The organism is Fructilactobacillus vespulae (genome assembly GCF_047324295.1).
In the GTDB taxonomy this organism is placed as follows: Bacteria; Bacillota; Bacilli; order Lactobacillales; family Lactobacillaceae; genus Fructilactobacillus; species Fructilactobacillus vespulae.
This window is the reverse complement of sequence record NZ_CP137138.1, coordinates 1-19008: the sequence shown is the minus strand read 5'-3', so window position 1 is coordinate 19008 and position 19008 is coordinate 1. Positions and strand designations below refer to the sequence as shown.

Annotated in this window: 12 protein-coding genes, 2 tRNA genes and 3 rRNA genes; all 17 read left to right on the top strand. The window is 39.7% G+C overall.

What is annotated here, in order from left to right; translation table 11 throughout:
* Nucleotides 1–87: 87 nt before the first annotated feature.
* Nucleotides 88–447: a type II toxin-antitoxin system PemK/MazF family toxin gene (locus tag R4B61_RS00085; RefSeq protein WP_413627634.1), complete on the top strand. Its 360-nt coding sequence runs from the start codon at nucleotides 88–90 to the stop codon at nucleotides 445–447.
* A gap of 117 nt (nucleotides 448–564) precedes the next feature.
* Nucleotides 565–1122 carry an aminoacyl-tRNA hydrolase gene (pth, locus tag R4B61_RS00080; RefSeq protein ID WP_413627633.1) on the top strand — a complete coding sequence of 186 codons (558 nt, stop codon included), beginning with the start codon at nucleotides 565–567 and terminating at the stop codon, nucleotides 1120–1122.
* 32 nt (nucleotides 1123–1154) lie between these two features.
* Nucleotides 1155–4670, top strand: coding sequence for a transcription-repair coupling factor (gene mfd / locus R4B61_RS00075; protein ID WP_413627632.1), 3516 nt, complete (start codon nucleotides 1155–1157; stop codon nucleotides 4668–4670).
* A gap of 15 nt (nucleotides 4671–4685) precedes the next feature.
* Nucleotides 4686–4973, top strand: coding sequence for an RNA-binding S4 domain-containing protein (locus tag R4B61_RS00070; protein WP_413627631.1), 288 nt, complete (start codon nucleotides 4686–4688; stop codon nucleotides 4971–4973).
* 79 nt (nucleotides 4974–5052) lie between these two features.
* Complete coding sequence (locus R4B61_RS00065) at nucleotides 5053–5394, top strand: FtsB family cell division protein (RefSeq protein WP_413627630.1); 342 nt, start codon at nucleotides 5053–5055, stop codon at nucleotides 5392–5394.
* A gap of 82 nt (nucleotides 5395–5476) precedes the next feature.
* Nucleotides 5477–5923, top strand: a complete 447-nt coding sequence (locus R4B61_RS00060) for a S1 domain-containing RNA-binding protein (RefSeq protein WP_413627629.1) — start codon at nucleotides 5477–5479, stop codon at nucleotides 5921–5923.
* A 52-nt stretch (nucleotides 5924–5975) separates the two neighbouring features.
* Nucleotides 5976–7343 (top strand): tRNA lysidine(34) synthetase TilS, encoded by a 1368-nt coding sequence (gene tilS / locus R4B61_RS00055; protein WP_413627628.1) that lies wholly within the window; start codon nucleotides 5976–5978, stop codon nucleotides 7341–7343.
* A 2-nt stretch (nucleotides 7344–7345) separates the two neighbouring features.
* On the top strand, nucleotides 7346–7888 hold the full coding sequence (gene hpt, locus R4B61_RS00050; RefSeq protein ID WP_413627627.1) for a hypoxanthine phosphoribosyltransferase: 543 nt from the start codon (nucleotides 7346–7348) through the stop codon (nucleotides 7886–7888).
* Between the two features lie 67 nt (nucleotides 7889–7955).
* A complete protein-coding gene (gene ftsH, locus R4B61_RS00045) occupies nucleotides 7956–9989 on the top strand; it encodes an ATP-dependent zinc metalloprotease FtsH (protein WP_413627626.1) in 2034 nt (677 codons plus the stop codon).
* Between the two features lie 53 nt (nucleotides 9990–10042).
* A complete protein-coding gene (gene hslO / locus R4B61_RS00040) occupies nucleotides 10043–10933 on the top strand; it encodes an Hsp33 family molecular chaperone HslO (protein ID WP_413627625.1) in 891 nt (296 codons plus the stop codon).
* Nucleotides 10934–11956 (top strand): tRNA dihydrouridine synthase DusB, encoded by a 1023-nt coding sequence (dusB, locus tag R4B61_RS00035; protein ID WP_413627624.1) that lies wholly within the window; start codon nucleotides 10934–10936, stop codon nucleotides 11954–11956.
* 92 nt (nucleotides 11957–12048) lie between these two features.
* On the top strand, nucleotides 12049–13533 hold the full coding sequence (lysS, locus tag R4B61_RS00030; protein WP_413628260.1) for a lysine--tRNA ligase: 1485 nt from the start codon (nucleotides 12049–12051) through the stop codon (nucleotides 13531–13533).
* 354 nt (nucleotides 13534–13887) lie between these two features.
* Nucleotides 13888–15464 (top strand): 16S ribosomal RNA (locus R4B61_RS00025).
* Between the two features lie 90 nt (nucleotides 15465–15554).
* A tRNA-Ile gene (locus R4B61_RS00020) sits at nucleotides 15555–15629 on the top strand.
* Between the two features lie 27 nt (nucleotides 15630–15656).
* Nucleotides 15657–15729 (top strand) — tRNA-Ala (locus R4B61_RS00015).
* Nucleotides 15730–15893: 164 nt separating this feature from the next.
* A 23S ribosomal RNA gene (locus R4B61_RS00010) occupies nucleotides 15894–18808 on the top strand.
* An 83-nt stretch (nucleotides 18809–18891) separates the two neighbouring features.
* A 5S ribosomal RNA gene (rrf, locus tag R4B61_RS00005) occupies nucleotides 18892–19008 on the top strand.
* Together the 16S, 23S and 5S rRNA genes with 2 tRNA genes alongside form the textbook arrangement of a ribosomal RNA operon.

Below are 19008 nucleotides of genomic sequence, written 5' to 3'. Positions count from 1 at the left end.
TTTGTGCTAAAATGTTGAAAATTTTAACTTTTTTGTATAAAATATTATTTTAGTCATTAAAATAATATGAATGAAAGGAACAGGTAGATGGAAAATACCAGGGTTAAACGTGGCGACATATTTTATGCAGATTTATCTCCAGTGGTTGGTTCTGAACAAGGTGGATTGCGTCCAGTTTTAGTAGTTCAAAATAACATCGGGAACCGATACAGTCCAACTGTGATTGTGGTGGCAATTACTGCGCAAATAGCTAAGCCTAAAATGCCAACCCATGTGGGGATTAAAGCAGAAGATGCTGGAATTGAAAAAGACTCAGTCGTATTATTAGAACAAATTAGAACGATTGATAAGAAAAGACTAGAAGATCGAGTAACCCATGTTCATGATGTAGTGATGGAAAATGTTGATAAAGCATTGTCACTTAGCATGGGATTAAATTTCGGATAAAGTGCTTTACATACAAAAGAGGTGAGATTTTTTCTCATCTCTTTTGTTTTTTAATAATGAAAATTTGCTATGTTACAATTAGAATGATTGAAATTGTTCGAATAAGGAGAAGAAATAATGAAAATGATCGTTGGTTTAGGAAATATTGGGAAACAATATGAGGAAACCCGCCATAATACCGGTTTTATGGTTGTAGAAAAATTTGCAGAAAGTCATGGAATTGAACTAAGTCAGCATAAAGATAATGCATTGGTTGGTTCGGGAATGATTGACGGAGAAAAGGTTTTAATCGTAGAACCCACCACCTACATGAATGAATCTGGTCGAGCAGTGGGACCTTTAATGAAGTTTTATAAGTTAGATTTAGAAGATCTAGTCGTAGTGTATGACGATATGGATTTACACGTTGGTCGGATTAGATTGAGAAATCACGGTTCAGCTGGTGGTCATAACGGAATTAAAAGTTTAATTGCGCATCTAGGAACGGATAAATTTAACCGGGTTAAGGTTGGAACTGATCATCCTAAGAAACAAAGCGTCGTTGACTATGTATTAGGACGGTTTAGTTTAGAACAACAAGGTCCATTGAACGAAGCGATTGATAAGTCAATTAAAGCCTTGGATGCATTTTTAACGGAACCAGATTTTGCTAAGTTAGAAAATAAATTTAATTAAAGAACCCATGAAGTAGTTTGGAGGTGGAAATAATGAAACTTGAAAATATGTTTGCAGAGCTTCCTAAGTATCAAATGATAGTGGATAACGTTAAAGACCAAAAACGGCAATTAATTACCGGAACGAATGGAATTGCCCAGAAACTATTATTAAATGAGGTTAAGCAGGATTTGCAACAGCCACTGATTTTCATCACGGATACGATGGATCATGCAGATGCCGCTGTGAAAGAATTTCAAGCAGTAATGGCTGATGAACTAGTTTTTGAATTTTCCTCCGAAGAATTAATTGCGGCAGAAATTGCGACTAGTTCACCACAATACCGTGCTGATCGCGTTTGCGCATTAAATGCCCTACAAAGCGGTAAAAACGTGGTCGTCGTCGTTTCAACAGCCGGTTTGACTAAATATCTTCCTAATCCGATTGATTTTAAGCAAGCACAGCTACATTTGGAATTAGGCGCCGACGTTAACTTTACTGAATTACAGGTTCAGTTAGCTAACATGGGTTATTTGCGAAAAAACTTGGTAGCGGTTCCCGGTGAATTTGCAATTCGTGGTTCAATTCTGGATATTTATCCGCTTAATTCTGAAGTGCCAGTTCGAGTTGATTTCTTCGATACTGAAGTTGATTCAATGCGTTCGTTTGATGTGGCCAATCAAAGAAGTATTGAAAACGTGGAAGAAGTCCAAATTTTACCAGCGACTGATTTTTTATTAAGTCAAGTTGATGCAGAGCATGGGATTAAACAATTGCAAAAAGAATTGCAGCAGCAAACGGATGAAAAGAATGTTGCCGCAATTAATCAGATTATCAAGGGCTTACAGGAACGAAAAATTGACCCACAATGGCGCCAGTATGCTGATTTGATTTTTAAACAAAAAACCTCAATCTTAGATTATTTACCTGACAATGGAATTGCAGTGTTTGACGATTTTTCTAGAATTAGAGATGCCGGGAAACGATTAAAAATAGATGAGGGGAATTGGCAAAAATCCGTTCAAGATACCGATCTGTTTTTTGCAAACCAAACCTTTAGTAATGATTTGACCAAAGTTTTGGAAAATGATCAGCATGCTCGCATTTTACTATCACTTTTTCAAAAAGGATTGGGTAGAATGCGGTTGGACGATGTCCTTGATTTTAAAGTTAGACCCATGGAACGTTTTTTTGGACAAATGCCTAATTTAAAGGCAGAAGTTAATCGCTATAATCAGGAAAAAGCCACAGTCATTGTGATGGTTAACGATGAAAAACGGTTGACTAAAGTTTCTGACACTTTAACCGATTTCCAAATGGACCCCATTCAAACGAACATTAATGAGATTCAACCAGGTCGTTTTCAAATTGTGGTTGGTAAATTTACCGAAGGATTTGAAATTCCACTAGCCAATTTCGTAATTATTACTGAAAGTGAATTGTTCAGACGGGTTACAGAGCGGAAAAAGCCGACCCGAATTCGGCACCAAACGTTTACCAATGCAGAACGAATTAAAAATTATACCGATTTAAAAAAGGGTGACTATATTGTTCACGTTAATCATGGGATTGGACGCTATGATGGCATGCAAACCATGGAAGTGGATGGTAACCACCAGGATTACTTAAACATTAGTTTTAAAAATGATGCACATATTTTCATTCCGGTGACGCAACTAAACTTAATTCAAAAATACGTTGCCTCTGAAGGTAAAGCACCGCGCTTAAATAAGCTTGGTGGAAGTGAATGGGCTAAAACTAAGAGTAAGGTTTCTAAAAAAGTTGATGATATGGCTGATGAGTTAGTAGAGCTCTATTCAAAACGAGAACAAGAACCGGGCTTCGCTTTTCCAGTCGACGATGATTATCAATTTGAATTTGACAATGCTTTTCCTTATCCACCCACACCTGATCAGGTGCGTAGTACTGACGAGATTAAAAAGGATATGGAACAACCTCATCCAATGGATCGTTTATTGATTGGAGACGTGGGTTTTGGGAAGACCGAAGTGGCAATGCGAGCAGCTTTTAAAGCAGTAGAAGCAGGTAAACAGGTTGCATTTTTAGTACCTACGACTGTATTAGCTCAGCAACACTATGAAACCATCTTAAAACGGTTTGCTGATTTTCCTGTAACGGCAGGGGTGTTATCCCGCTTTAATACACCCAAACAAATGAAAGCTGATTTAGCAGACTTAGCGTCTGGACAACTAGATATCATTGTGGGGACCCATCGATTATTGTCTAAAGATGTGGTTTTTAAAGACCTGGGTTTATTGATTGTCGATGAGGAACAACGATTTGGGGTCCGCCATAAAGAAAAAATTAAAGCTTTACGGGCTAATGTTGATGTTTTGACGTTAACCGCTACCCCCATTCCTAGAACGTTGAATATGTCGATGATGGGAGTTAGAGATTTATCTGTAATTGAAACCCCACCAGCAAATCGTTATCCCATTCAAACGTATGTCATGGAACAGAATCCGGCCGCAATTGTGGATGGAATTCGAAAAGAAATGGATCGAGATGGCCAGGTATTTTATCTGCATAATCGGGTAAAAGATATTGAAGAGGTTTCGGCGAAACTGGAGCAATTAATTCCAGATGCCCGGGTGGCATACATTCATGGGCAAATGAGTGAAAACCAGTTGGAACAGATTCTATATGATTTCGTGAACGGTGAATTCGATGTGTTAGTTACCACTACCATTATTGAAACCGGAATTGATATGCCCAACGTAAATACTTTATTTGTTGAAAATGCAGATCGAATGGGATTGTCCCAACTTTATCAAATTCGCGGTCGAATTGGGCGCAGTAATCAAGTGGGAAAAGCTTACTTTATGTACCAGCAAAATAAGGTTTTGACTGAAGCAGGTGAAAGCCGACTCCAAGCAATTAAAGACTTTACTGAGTTAGGGTCTGGTTTTAAAATTGCCATGCAAGACTTATCAATTCGTGGTGCGGGAAATGTTTTAGGTAGTCAGCAACATGGATTTATTGATTCAGTTGGTTATGATATGTATACCAAAATGTTGTCGGATGCGATTGCCCAAAAGCAAGGTAAACAAACGGTGGTTGCTAAAACCGATGCTACCATTGAATTGGGAATTGAGGCTTATCTTCCTTCAGATTATATTGCCGACCAGCAACAAAAAATTGAATTGTATAAGCGAATTCGTCAAATGGATAGCATCGAGCAGTTTAGAGAATTACAAAGTGATTTAATTGACCGATTTGGTGATTACCCAGCAGCCGTTGATAACTTGTTGAAGGTCGATTTAATTAAAATGCTTTCTGACTATGCCTTGATTGATAAAATTAGAAAAGAAAAACAAAATTTAGTGGTTTCGTTTAGTAGTCGAGGGACTAAGCTATTTGGTAGTAAGAATATTTTACAAGCAATTTCGAAAACTAATTTTAGATCAACAATTCGTCTGAACGATAATTGCTTCCAAGTTAAACTGGTTGTCCAACCAACGATGAAAATTGTGGATTGGTTAGATGATTTGAATAAATTCTTACAAGCCTTACATGATTTTAAAGCGAAAAATGAAAACCCAAAATAGAAAAGGAGAAACTACATGAGAATTGATAAGTTCTTGAAAATTTCTAGAATTATTAAAAGACGTCCCATTGCTAAAAAGATTGCTGACCAAGGACGAGTTTTTATTAATGGAAATGAAGCGAAGTCTTCTAGCAAAGTGGGCGTAGGTGACCAAATTTTAATTAAATTTGGAAATAAAGAGTTAACTGTCGAAGTTAAACAATTACTACAAACCACCAAAAAAGCAGATTCAGATCAAATGTTTGCAGTAATCGATGAAAAGTATCATCGAGATTATGAAGCAGAATCAGAAGAGTTATTGTAAAATACAAACAAGTATTGTATTATTACCATAATTGAAAAATGTTTAATTTTATTTATATGATTGTGAAGGAGTGAAAGAGTTGACTAAAAGAGGGAACGTGACACAATTACATTCAGCAATGGGATCTAAACCACCTTTAATGTCTGCTAGACGAAAAAAACGTGCTTTGATTATTTGTGCTGTATTTGGCGTTGTAATTACCTTTTTAGTTACTCAGATCCTAATTACGAATGCTCGTTTGAAAAAAGTAAACGTAAATGTGGGAACCGCAAACACTGAATTAAATAAAAGAAATCAACAGTATAAAACTTTGAAACAACGGTATAAATTATTAAAAAATGATGACTTTGTACGAGATTTAGCCCACAATAAGTACGGCTATTCTAAACAAGGTGAAACGAATTATAAATTGAAAAAATAAGGAAGTTCGTTAGTGAACTTCTTTTTTTTATTGTTTTTAATTATGCTATAATTAAATCATTATAAAATAGGAGGATCGGCATTTGGCTCTAAAAGTTGGAGAAGTAATTAGCGGAAAAGTTTCTGGAATAACTGGTTTTGGTGCTTTTATTGATTTGGAAAATCATGAAAAAGGATTGGTACATATCAGTGAAGTTTCAGATGGATTTATTAAAGACATTCATGATGTTTTAAAAATCGGTGATTCTGTTAAAGTGAAGGTTATGAAAATTGGAGATGATGGTAAAATTGCCCTTTCAATTAGAAAGGCAATTCCGGATTCGGAAAAAAAGCAGAGCCAGGAACACACAAGTAAATCAGGTGGTGCTCGTCCAAAGTTTGGAAAAAGCAGTCGATCTCAAGCGAAACCTAAAAAAGAAAATTTTGATGATTTATTATCAGATTTCTTAAAGAAAAGCGAGAGTCGTTTATCGGATATTAAGAAGAATACAGAAGGTAAACGTGGTGGTCGTGGTGGCCGCCGGAGTTAAATAATTAAGCTGAGCATTAATTTGCTCAGTTTTTTATTAGGAAGGTAAAGTAGTGCGCTTAATTAAACGATTAGAAAAATTAATTGCCCAAAATCAGTGGTGGAAAGCAAAGCAACCGGTAGTAGTTGCAGTTTCTACCGGCGTGGATTCAATGGTTTTATTGGACTTATTGAAGAATTTGTCGACTAATCGTCCGGAAATAATAGTGGCCCATTTTAACCATCAATTACGAACGCAAAGCCAAACAGAAGAACGTTTTATTCGAAAATATTGTCATGATCAGCAGTTACAACTGCAGGTTGGTCATTGGGATTCGCAAGACCTGACAACTGGACTGGAAGAAAAAGCGCGACAAGCAAGGTATCGCTTTTTTGCTCAAGTGATGAAAAAAAGTGGGGCACATGTACTATTAACTGCACACCACCAAAATGATCAGGCAGAAACGGTTTTGATGAAATTAACAAGATCGGGGAATTTGCATGAGGTAGAAGGGATTGCAACGGTCCGTTCATTTGCAGATGGTCAACTAATTCGGCCACTTTTATCCGTCTCTAAAGACGAACTAAGCCGTTATGCTGATTTGAAAAATTTACAGTGGTACGAAGACGAAACCAATCGACAAAATGATGTTTTTAGGAATCGAATTCGAAACGAAATTTTACCAACTTTAAAAGATGATAATCGACAGGTAGTAAAACATTTAGCTGATTTTGGACAGCAGTTACGAGAACAGGAACGACTACTTGATAAGTTGGTAACTGAAAAAATTAAAGCAGCGCCGTCTTTATTAGTAAAAAAAGATCAGGTACAAATTTGCCCCAAGCAGCTCGATTTAGATTTAGGGTTGATTTTAAACTGGATGATTAGGCAACTACAATCAGGCCAAGTAATTTCTACAAAACAGCTGCAAGCAGTGGAAAAATTATTAAAAAATGCCAGAAAACCACAGGGGAAAATTGACTTAGGTAACCAAATTGAAATCAAGAAAGAATACGAACTTTTAAAAGTAAAAAAAATTCAAAATGAAATCAAAAATAGGCCAGGAATTCCCCCATTTATGGTAGTATTAAACCACTGGTATACGTCTGAGCTGGGAAATCAATTTGGGGTATTTCAAAGGAGTGAAATTCCGAACGAATCAGTAAATCGGAAAAGCAGCTTTTGGCTAACAAAGCAGCAGTTACCATTATCGGTTAGAAGCAGTAATGCGACAGATCGATTAGTTTTGAAGAACGGCAATGGTAAAAAAGCTAGACGAATTCTAATTGATAAAAAAATTAGTAACGAACGGAGAAATTTAGTTCAGACACTAGTAACCAATGAAGAGCAACCGCTCGCTTTAATTGGAATTCAAGAGAGTTTTTCTCCACGACGAGTTGGAGTAGAAGAGTATATTTTATTAACCAAAAGAGGAGTTTAAGAATGAACGAAGATATTCAAGATATTCTTTATAGTGAACAAAAAATACAAGATACTTGCGTTAATTTAGGAAAGCAATTATCAGAAGATTACAAAGACTTAAAACCATTAGTAGTTTGTGTTTTAAAGGGGGCAGTTCCCTTTATGTCAGATGTTATCAAAAGAATGAATATCTACATGGATATTGACTTCATCGATGTTTCTAGTTACCAAGGTGGAACAGAATCAACTGGAAAAGTTAAACTAGTTAAAGATTTAGATACAGATGTTAATGGTCGTAATATTTTATTCGTTGATGATATTATTGACACAGGTAGAACACTAGCTTACCTAAAGGATTTATTAAAAGACCGTGGTGCAAAATCCATTAAGGTTTGTACTTTGATGGATAAACCAGAAGCTAGAAAGGTCGACACAGTTCAAGCTGATTACGTCGGCTTTGACGTTCCTAATGAATTCCTGGTAGGATATGGACTTGACTATCAAGGTCTTTACCGTAATTTACCTTACGTTGGAATCTTAAAACCAGAAGTTTATAAATCATAATTATCGTTTTGAATTCTCAAAAGTGATAACATTTGATTGTTAAGCAATAAAAAGATGGAGGGCACAAATGAAAAATAATAAAAATGGACTTTTTAGAAGTAGTCTGTTTTATATCGTCGTTTTTGTGTTGGCGATGGGAGTTATTTTATTTGCGACTGGTGGAGGTACCGGCGGAAATTCATCCCAAGTTCAAAAAATTCAATCAAGTCAATTTACAAATGACTTAAAGAAAAACAAGGTGAAAAACTTTGCGATTGAATCAGTCGATGGTGTATACAAAGTAAGTGGGGAATACAGAACTCCACAAAAGGTTTCACAAACTAATGATTTAGCATTTACAGTAAGTACTAAGGGAATTTCAAAACCAGCTAAATCAGAAACTAAAACAACTAAGTTTACAACCAACGTGGTTAAAACAGATTCAAGTATTAAGGAAATTAACGATTTAGCCAAAGCTAAAGATGTTAAGATGAACGCCAAACCAACCCAATCAAATGGTTTTTGGTTAAACTTAATTGTTTCAGTTCTACCACTAATCATTTTCATCTACTTGTTTTACATGATGATGAAACAAGCTGGCGGTGGCTCAGGTGGTCCCGGCGGAGTTATGAAAGTTGGTAAAAGCCAAGCTAAACCAGTTAAAAGTAAGGTCCGTTTCAAGGATGTTGCTGGTGAAGATGAGGAAAAACAAGAACTAGTTGAAGTTGTAGAATTCTTAAAAGATCCAAAGAAATTTACTTCACTAGGTGCGCAAATTCCTAAGGGTGTCTTACTTGAAGGACCTCCAGGTACTGGTAAAACATTACTTGCTAAGGCAGTTGCCGGAGAAGCTGAAGTGCCATTCTTCTCACTTTCTGGTTCTGATTTCGTAGAAATGTTTGTTGGGGTGGGAGCTAGTCGTGTTCGTGACTTATTTGCCCAAGCTAAGAAAACTGCTCCTGCTATCATTTTCATTGATGAAATTGATGCCGTTGGTAGAAGACGTGGTGGCGGTACTGGTGGTGGTCACGATGAACGTGAACAAACCCTTAACCAACTACTTGTTGAAATGGATGGATTTACCGGAAATTCAGGTGTAATTGTGATTGCTGCAACTAACCGGGCGGACGTTCTTGATCCCGCTTTAACTAGACCAGGTCGTTTTGATCGTAAGATTTTAGTGGGTCAACCAGATGTTCGTGGACGAGAAGCAATTCTTAAAGTTCATTCTAGTGATAAGACATTAGCCGAAGACGTGGACTTGAAAAAGATTGCTAAAGAAACTCCTGGTTTTGTCGGAGCCGATTTAGCTAACTTGTTAAATGAAGCTGCCTTACTTGCTGCAAGAAGAAACGGCAAGTCAATTAACGCTGCTGATATTGATGAGGCTGAAGATCGAGTGATTGCCGGTCCAGCTAAACGTAATCGAATCATTAGTGAAAAAGAACGAAACATTGTTGCCAACCATGAAGCTGGTCATACGATTGTGGGACTAGTTTTAAATGATGCCCGAGTAGTTCATAAAGTTACGATTGTGCCTCGTGGTCGAGCAGGAGGGTATGCAATTGTCCTTCCTAAAGAAGATCAACAATTAATGACTAAAAAAGATGCCATTGAACAAATTGCTGGTATGATGGGTGGAAGAAGTGCAGAAGAAATTGTGTTTGATTCAGAATCCTCTGGAGCATCAAACGATTTCCAACAAGCAACCCAAATTGCTAGAGCAATGGTTACCCAATATGGAATGTCTGATAAATTAGGAACGGTTGCACTAGAAGATCCAAACGGAGATCCTTATGCTCAACCAAGATATTCAGCTGATACTGCTGCAACTATTGATGCAGAAGTTAAGCGAATCACTAATGAAGGACACCAAAAAGCACGAGAAATCATTGAAAATCATCGTGAACAACATAAGCTAATTGCTGACGCATTGCTTAAATATGAAACTCTTGATGAAAAACAAATTTTGAGCTTATACAAAGATGGTAAAATGCCAGCTGAAGTTGAAAATGAAACAGAAACTTTTACAGAAGCTGAAAAAGCAGAAGCTACAAAAGAAAAACATCAAGAAGTTGAAGATCACCATGATAACGATGATTCAACAGATAAAGACAACTAAGAAGAACGTGGGCATTTTTGCTCACGCTCTTTTATACTTTAAAGGAGATTTAAATGAGTAGTAATAATGTATTGGTTAAGTCATTGACTAATGACCAAAATTTCAGAGTCTATGCTTTGAATGCAACTGAAGTCGTTAAAGAAGCCCAAAAGGGACATGAAATGTTTGGAACTTCAACAGCAGCTTTAGGAAGAACTTTAGTAGCATCCTTGTTACTTGCAAACTCAGTGTTAAAGGGTAAGGAAACTATGACAGTTCGTTTAAATGGTCAAGGACCAGTTGGGTTTATGATTGTTGATGCGGATGCGCATGGAAACGTAAAGGGTTATGTGCAAAAGCCTCAGGTTAACTTACCCTTAACTGAAGATGGAGAAGTGGATGTAGCAACTGCTGTGGGAACTGATGGTTTCTTAGAAGTTCTCAAAAATCAAGGTGGAGAAGAACCATACACTAGTAGTGTTCCTTTAGCTAGTGGAAAAATTGGCGATGACTTCACGTACTACCTAGCAATGTCTGAACAAATTCCTTCAGTAGTGGGAGTTTCCGTTGAGGTTAATGAAAATAACGAAGTTGAAGTGGCTGGTGGATTTTTAATTCAGGCAATGCCTGGTGCCGCAGACGAAGCAATTACTGCTTTAGAAGGTAAGTTGAAAGAAATTCCAACCATTTCAGACATGTTAAAAGCAGACGCTAATCCCGAAAATATTTTAGATCACCTATTTGGCAAAAGTAATTTGAAAATAGTTGAAGAATTACCAATTGCATTTACTTGTGATTGTTCAAAGGCGAAATTTGCTGGAGATATTGCTAGAATTAGTAAAGATGATTTAGAACAAATTATTTCAGAAGATCATGGTGCAGAAGTGGTATGTAACTTCTGTGGTAGTAAATATAATTTTAGCGAGGATGAACTAGTTAAAATTTTAGAGGAAAAGGAAAAATAAATGAGTAAAGATAGATCATGGAAAATTGGAAATGTTGCAATTGATAATCCATTAGTAGTTGCTCCCATGGCTGGGGTTACTAATTCCGCATTTCGTTTAATTTGTAAGAAATTTGGTGCAGGATTGGTAGTTTGTGAGATGATTTCTGATAGAGGAATCATGTATAACAACCAAAAAACAATTGATATGACAAACGTGGAAGCTGCAGAACATCCCATGAGTATTCAAATTTTTGGTGGAAACAAAGATACCCTAGTTAATGCTGCCAAATTTATTGACCAACAAACCGCTGCCGATGTGATTGATATTAATATGGGCTGCCCGGTCAACAAAGTTATTAAGTGTGAAGCCGGGGCACGTTGGTTGCTTAATCCAGACAAAGTGTATGAGATGATTTCTTATGTTACCGATGCAGTGGAAAAACCAGTGACCGTTAAAATGAGAACCGGTTGGGATGATGATCATCTATATGCGGTCAAGAATGCTTTGGCAGCTGAAAAAGCCGGGGCAGCAGCCGTTGCTATGCACGGAAGAACCAGAGAACAAATGTATACAGGACATGCTGATTGGAACATCTTAAAGGATGTTGCTGATGCCTTAACAATTCCATTTATGGGTAATGGGGATGTTACCTCACCACAGCTAGCTAAAAAGATGTTAGATGAAGTTGGTGCTGATGCTGTAATGATGGGAAGAGCTGTCGAAGGTAATCCATGGATTTTGAAACAGACAAACCATTATTTAGAAACAGGTGAATTGTTAGAAAAACCTAGTGTAGCAGAACAAATTGAAACTGCTAAAGAACATTTACATGGTTTAGTTAATTTAAAAGGTGAATACGTGGGTTCTCATCAATTTAGGGGACAAGCGGCTTACTACCTCAAAGGTATTTCTCATTCTGCAAGAACCAAAGTAGCTCTAACTAGCGCAGATTCTGAAGCAGAAATGGTTAAAATAATGGATGACTTCGTGGCTAAAACAGAAGCACGGAATAAAAAACGCCAGATATTAACGCAACAATAAATAGTTCTTATGTTAAAATTAGGGTAATTATTTAGTTTGGAGGAATTAGTGTGGCTCAAGATCCTAAGCAAAAAAGAAAAGAAGAAAGACAGATGAACGATCAAATGCGCGTTCGTCGGGAAAAAATGAATGAACTCAGAGAAGAGGGAATTGATCCCTTTGGTCATGAGTTTAAACCCACTGGGTTAGCCAAAGACTTAACTGAAAAGTATGATCAATATTCAAAAGAAGAATTAGAAGAACAAGATATTGAAACTACAATTGCTGGTCGAATGGTAGCTAAGCGTGGTAGTGGTAAGGTTGGATTTGCAGATATTTTAGATCGTTCTGGAAGAATGCAAATTTATATCAGAAAAGATATTGTGGGAGAAGAAAAGTACCACGTCTTCAAACGTTCTGACATTGGTGATTTCCTAGGAATGACCGGTAAAGTGATTAAAACTGATATGGGTCAATTAACGGTTAAGGTTGAAGATGTTACTTTCTTATCAAAGGCACTTCGTCCATTACCAGACAAATTCCATGGACTTCAAAATAAGGAACAAAAATATCGTCAACGTTATCTTGATTTGATTTCTAACCGTGAAAGTTTTGACCGTTTTCAAAAACGAGCAAAGATTATTAGTGCAATTAGAAGTTTCTTAGATAACCAAATGGACTTTACTGAAGTTGAAACACCTGTACTACATGCTTCAGCTGGTGGAGCTTCTGCTCGTCCATTCATTACTCACCACAATGCCTTAGATATTCAACTATATTTACGAATTGCCCTTGAATTACACTTAAAACGTTTAATCGTTGGTGGAATGGGTCGTGTATATGAAATCGGTCGTGTCTTTAGAAATGAAGGAATGGATAAGGAACATAATCCAGAATTCACCATGTTAGAAAGTTATGCTTCATACTTTGACTTTAAAGACGTTATGGATGAAACTGAAGGGATTTTCCGTGCGGCAGCTAGAGTTGTCACTGATACGGGTAAAATCACTTATCAAGGTCAAGAAATTGACTTAGGAAAAGACTTTAAACGAGTTCACATGGTTGATGCTATTAAGGAAGTTACTGGTGTAGATTTTTGGCAACCAATGTCTGATGAAGATGCTAAAAAATTAGCGGATGAACACCACGTTCAATACCAAGCATATTGGAAGACGGGACACATTATTAACGAATTCTTTGAAGAATTTGTTCAACCAACCATCGTTGATCCAACCTTTATTTATGGTCATCCAATCGAGATTTCACCATTAGCAAAGAAAAATGCTGATGATCCTAGATTTACTGATCGATTTGAGCTATACATTTTAGGTAACGAATATGGTAATGCCTTTTCAGAATTAAATGATCCAATTGATCAAAAAGAACGTTTTGAAGCTCAAGTTGCTGAACGTGAATCTGGTAACGACGAAGCTCAAGGCATTGATGAAGATTATGTAAAAGCGCTAGAATACGGTATGCCACCAACGGGTGGATTAGGAATTGGAATTGATCGTTTAGTAATGTTACTTACTGATGCTCCATCAATTCGGGACGTTTTATTATTCCCAACCATGCGTCCAGAAGAAGACCAAGATTAATTAATTTAGAAACCATCTTAATTGATGGTTTCTTTTTTTATTTTTGTAAAGAAAAGCGACAAAATATTATTGACATTATCTACTGAAGGATGTAATATATTAAATGTTCGTTAGGCGAGTTCAATTACTTGATTTTTTAATCTTTATAGATTATAAAAAGCTGTTGACAAATCACACACGAACGTGTAATATTAATCAAGTACTGCTGAGGCAGTCAACTGAGTAGATCTTTGAAAACTGAACAAGATTTTGATTACAAACAGTGTAAGGAAATTTTTGAACTTAGTTCGAAAATTAAACAAATGCAATGTCAATTTGCAAAAAAATAAAGCAGAGCTAGTAAAGTTCTCATTTTAAAATGAGAGTTTGATCCTGGCTCAGGACGAACGTTGGCGGCGTGCCTAATACATGCAAGTCGAACGAAGTTGCCCTAATGATTGTTGATGCTTGCATCAATATGACTCTGGATCCAACTGAGTGGCGAACTGGTGAGTAACACGTGGGTAACCTGCCCAGAAGAAGGGGATAACACCTGGAAACAGATGCTAATACCGTATAACAACACAAACCACATGGTTTGCGTTTGAAAGATGGCCTTTGTGCTGTCGCTTTTGGATGGACCCGCGGCGCATTAGCTAGTTGGTGAGATAAAAGCTCACCAAGGCGATGATGCGTAGCAGACCTGAGAGGGTAATCTGCCACAATGGGACTGAGACACGGCCCATACTCCTACGGGAGGCAGCAGTAGGGAATCTTCCACAATGGACGAAAGTCTGATGGAGCAACGCCGCGTGAGTGAAGAAGGGTTTCGGCTCGTAAAACTCTGTTGTTAGAGAAGAACGACTGTAAGAGTAACTGCTTACGGTGTGACGGTATCTAACCAGAAAGTCACGGCTAACTACGTGCCAGCAGCCGCGGTAATACGTAGGTGGCAAACGTTGTCCGGATTTATTGGGCGTAAAGGGAGCGCAGGCGGTTTCTTAAGTCTGATGTGAAAGCCTTCGGCTTAACCGGAGAAGTGCATCGGAAACTGGGAAACTTGAGTGCAGAAAAGGATAGTGGAACTTCATGTGTAGCGGTGAAATGCGTAGATATATGAAGGAACACCAGTGGCGAAGGCGGCTATCTGGTCTGTAACTGACGCTGAGGCTCGAAAGCATGGGTAGCAAACAGGATTAGATACCCTGGTAGTCCATGCCGTAAACGATGAATGCTAGGTGTTGGGAGGTTTCCGCCTCTCAGTGCCGCAGCTAACGCATTAAGCATTCCGCCTGGGGAGTACGACCGCAAGGTTGAAACTCAAAGGAATTGACGGGGACCCGCACAAGCGGTGGAGCATGTGGTTTAATTCGATGCTACGCGAAGAACCTTACCAGGACTTGACATCTTCTGCCAATCTAAGAGATTAGACGTTCCCTTCGGGGACAGAATGACAGGTGGTGCATGGTTGTCGTCAGCTCGTGTCGTGAGATGTTGGGTTAAGTCCCGCAACGAGCGCAACCCTTGTCTTTAGTTGCCAGCATTAAGTTGGGCACTCTAGAGAGACTGCCGGTGATAAACCGGAGGAAGGTGGGGACGACGTCAAATCATCATGCCCCTTATGTCCTGGGCTACACACGTGCTACAATGGATGGTACAACGAGTTGCGAAACCGCGAGGTCAAGCTAATCTCTTAAAGCCATTCTCAGTTCGGATTGCAGGCTGCAACTCGCCTGCATGAAGTTGGAATCGCTAGTAATCGTGGATCAGCATGCCACGGTGAATACGTTCCCGGGTCTTGTACACACCGCCCGTCACACCATGAGAGTTTGTAACACCCAAAGTCGGTTGGATAACCTTTTAGGAGTCCGCCGCCTAAGGTGGGACAGATGATTAGGGTGAAGTCGTAACAAGGTAGCCGTAGGAGAACCTGCGGCTGGATCACCTCCTTTCTAAGGAATAATTCGGAACCTTACACTAATCAAAAGCTTGTTTAGTTTTGAGAGTTTTACTCTCTAATTTAATATTTAATATTCGCTTTCGGGCCTATAGCTCAGCTGGTTTAGAGCGCACGCCTGATAAGCGTGAGGTCGGTGGTTCGAGTCCACTTAGGCCCATACCGAATAATTCGGTTAGGATATTATGGGGAATTAGCTCAGCTGGGAGAGCACCTGCTTTGCAAGCAGGAGGTCATCGGTTCGATCCCGTTATTCTCCATTGACGCTCAGCGTCAGATTTGTTCTTTGAAAACTAGATAATATTATTTTCTGTAAAATTATATTTATATATAATTACACCGAGAAATAACCATTGTGTTATTTTGAGTTTTTTAATTAGTTATAATCGCTAAAACTCAATAATTTATAATCCGTTGGATTATAGGTTAAGTTATTAAGGGCGCATGGTGAATGCCTTGGTACTAGGAGCCGATGAAGGACGGAACTAACACCGATATGCTTCGGGGAGCTGTACGTAAGCTTTGATCCGGAGATTTCCGAATGAGGAAACTCGATTAGTGTAATGACTAATCATTGCGTAGTGAATACATAGCTGCGTAAAGGCAAACGCGGGGAACTGAAACATCTAAGTACCCGCAGGAATATAAAGAAATTTCGATTCCCAAAGTAGCGGCGAGCGAACTGGGAATAGCCCAAACCGAACCCTTGTGGTTCGGGGTTGTAGGACTGAACATCTGAGTTACAAAAGTATTTGATAGTTGAAGTAGTTGGGAAGCTACACCAAAGAGAGTGATAGTCTCGTAAGCGAAATCGAATACCCTCAGTTCAGGATCCTGAGTACGGCGACACACGTGAAACGTCGTCGGAATCTGGGAGGACCATCTCCCAAGGCTAAATACTACCTAGTGACCGATAGTGAACCAGTACCGTGAGGGAAAGGTGAAAAGCACCCCGGAAGGGGAGTGAAATAGTTCCTGCAACCATGTGCCTACAAGCAGTCAGAGCCCGTTAATGGGTGATGGCGTGCCTCTTGTAGAATGAACCGGCGAGTTACAGTTGCATGCAAGGTTAAGCCGAAAACGCGGAGCCGTAGCGAAAGCGAGTCTTAAGAGGGCGAATTAGTATGTTGCCGTAGACCCGAAACCAGGTGATCTACCCATGTCCAGGATGAAAGTGCGGTAATACGCACCGGAGGTCCGAACCCGTGTACGTTGAAAAGTGCTGGGATGAGGTGTGGGTAGCGGTGAAATTCCAAACGAACTTGGAGATAGCTGGTTCTCTCCGAAATAGCTTTAGGGCTAGCCTCGGAATTAGAATCATGGAGGTAGAGCACTGTTTGAGCAAGGGGTCCATCTAGGATTACTAAGTTCAGATAAACTCCGAATACCATTGATTTATGTCCGGGAGTCAGACAATGAGTGATAAGATCCATTGTCGAAAGGGGAACAGCCCAGACCGCCAGTTAAGGTCCCTAAATATATGCTAAGTGGAAAAGGAGGTGGAGTTGCTTAGACAACTAGGATGTTGGCTCAGAAGCAGCCACCATTTAAAGAGTGCGTAATAGCTCACTAGTCGAGTGATTCTGCGCCGAAAATTTACCGGGGCTAAGCATATTACCGAGACTGCGGACGCAACTATGTTGCGTGATAGGAGAGCGTTCTAAGGGCAATGAAGGTAGACCGTAAGGACTATTGGAGCGCTTAGAAGTGAGAATGCCGGTATGAGTAGCGAAAGATCAGTGAGAATCTGATCCACCGTATGACTAAGGTTTCCTGGGGAAGGCTCGTCCACCCAGGGTTAGTCGGGACCTAAGCCGAGGCTGAGAAGCGTAGGCGATGGATAACAGGTTGAGATTCCTGTACTAGTTAATTATGTTTGAACAACGGAGGGACGCAGAAGGCTAAGGTATGCACACGGCTGGAAATGTGTGTTTAAATCGTAAGTCAGGAGAGGAGTTAAATGCTTCTTTCCGAGTTGACAAGCGATGATGAGGATCGAAATTTAAGTAGAGAAGTACCTGATGTCACGCTGCCGAGAAAAGCTTCTAGTTAGTAATTAATTACCCGTACCGCAAACCGACACAGGTAGTCGAGGAGAGTATCCTCAGGTGAGCGAGAGAACTATCGTTAAGGAACTCGGCAAAATGACCCCGTAACTTCGGAAGAAGGGGTGCTGGCCGTAAGGTCAGCCGCAGTGAAAAGACTCAAACGACTGTTTATCAAAAACACAGGTTTATGCAAAATCGTAAGATGAAGTATATGGGCTGACGCCTGCCCGGTGCTGGAAGGTTAAGTGGAAATGTTAGCTTCGGCAAAGCATCGAAATGAAGCCCCAGTAAACGGCGGCCGTAACTATAACGGTCCTAAGGTAGCGAAATTCCTTGTCGGGTAAGTTCCGACCCGCACGAAAGGCGTAACGATTTGAGTACTGTCTCAACGATAGACTCGGTGAAATTAAGATACCTGTGAAGAAGCAGGTTACCCGCGACAGGACGGAAAGACCCCATGGAGCTTTACTGTAGCTTGATATTGGGTGTTTACATAACTTGTACAGCATAGGTAGGAGCCATTGAAACCGGAACGCTAGTTTCGGTGGAGGCATCATTGGGATACTACCCTTGTTATGTGAACACTCTAACCCTGTGCACTTATCGTGCACGGAGACAGTGTCTGGTTGGCAGTTTGACTGGGGCGGTCGCCTCCTAAATAGTAACGGAGGCGCTCAAAGGTTTGCTTAGAATGGTTGGAAATCATTCCTAAAGTGTAAAGGCAAAAGCAAGCTTGACTGCGAGACAAACAGGTCGAGCAGGGACGAAAGTCGGACTTAGTGATCCGGTGGTACCGTATGGAAGGGCCATCGCTCAACGGATAAAAGCTACCCTGGGGATAACAGGCTTATCTCCCCCAAGAGTTCACATCGACGGGGAGGTTTGGCACCTCGATGTCGGCTCATCGCATCCTGGGGCTGTAGTTGGTCCCAAGGGTTGGGCTGTTCGCCCATTAAAGCGGTACGCGAGCTGGGTTCAGAACGTCGTGAGACAGTTCGGTCCCTATCCGTCGCGGGCGCAGGAAATTTGAGAGGAGCTGTCCCTAGTACGAGAGGACCGGGATGGACATACCGCTGGTGTATCAGTTGCGCCGCCAGGCGCATTGCTGAGTAGCTATGTATGGATGAGATAAACGCTGAAAGCATCTAAGTGTGAAACTCGCCTCAAGATGAGATTTCCCATTCCTTTATGGAAGTAAGACTCCTGAAAGATGATCAGGTAGATAGGTTAGAAGTGGAAGAGTAGCGATACTTGAAGCGGACTAATACTAATCAGTCGAGGACTTAACCAAGTAGAATTAAGATATAATGGTAACTCGGAAAAGAAAAGATATTATCTAGTTTTGAGAGAACAAAGTTCTTTCAAACAAAATAGTGTGGTGGCGATAGCCTGAAGGATACACCTGTTCCCATGCCGAACACAGTAGTTAAGCTTCAGAACGCCAAAAGTAGTTGGGGGATCGCCCCCTGTGAGGATAGGAAGTTGCCACGC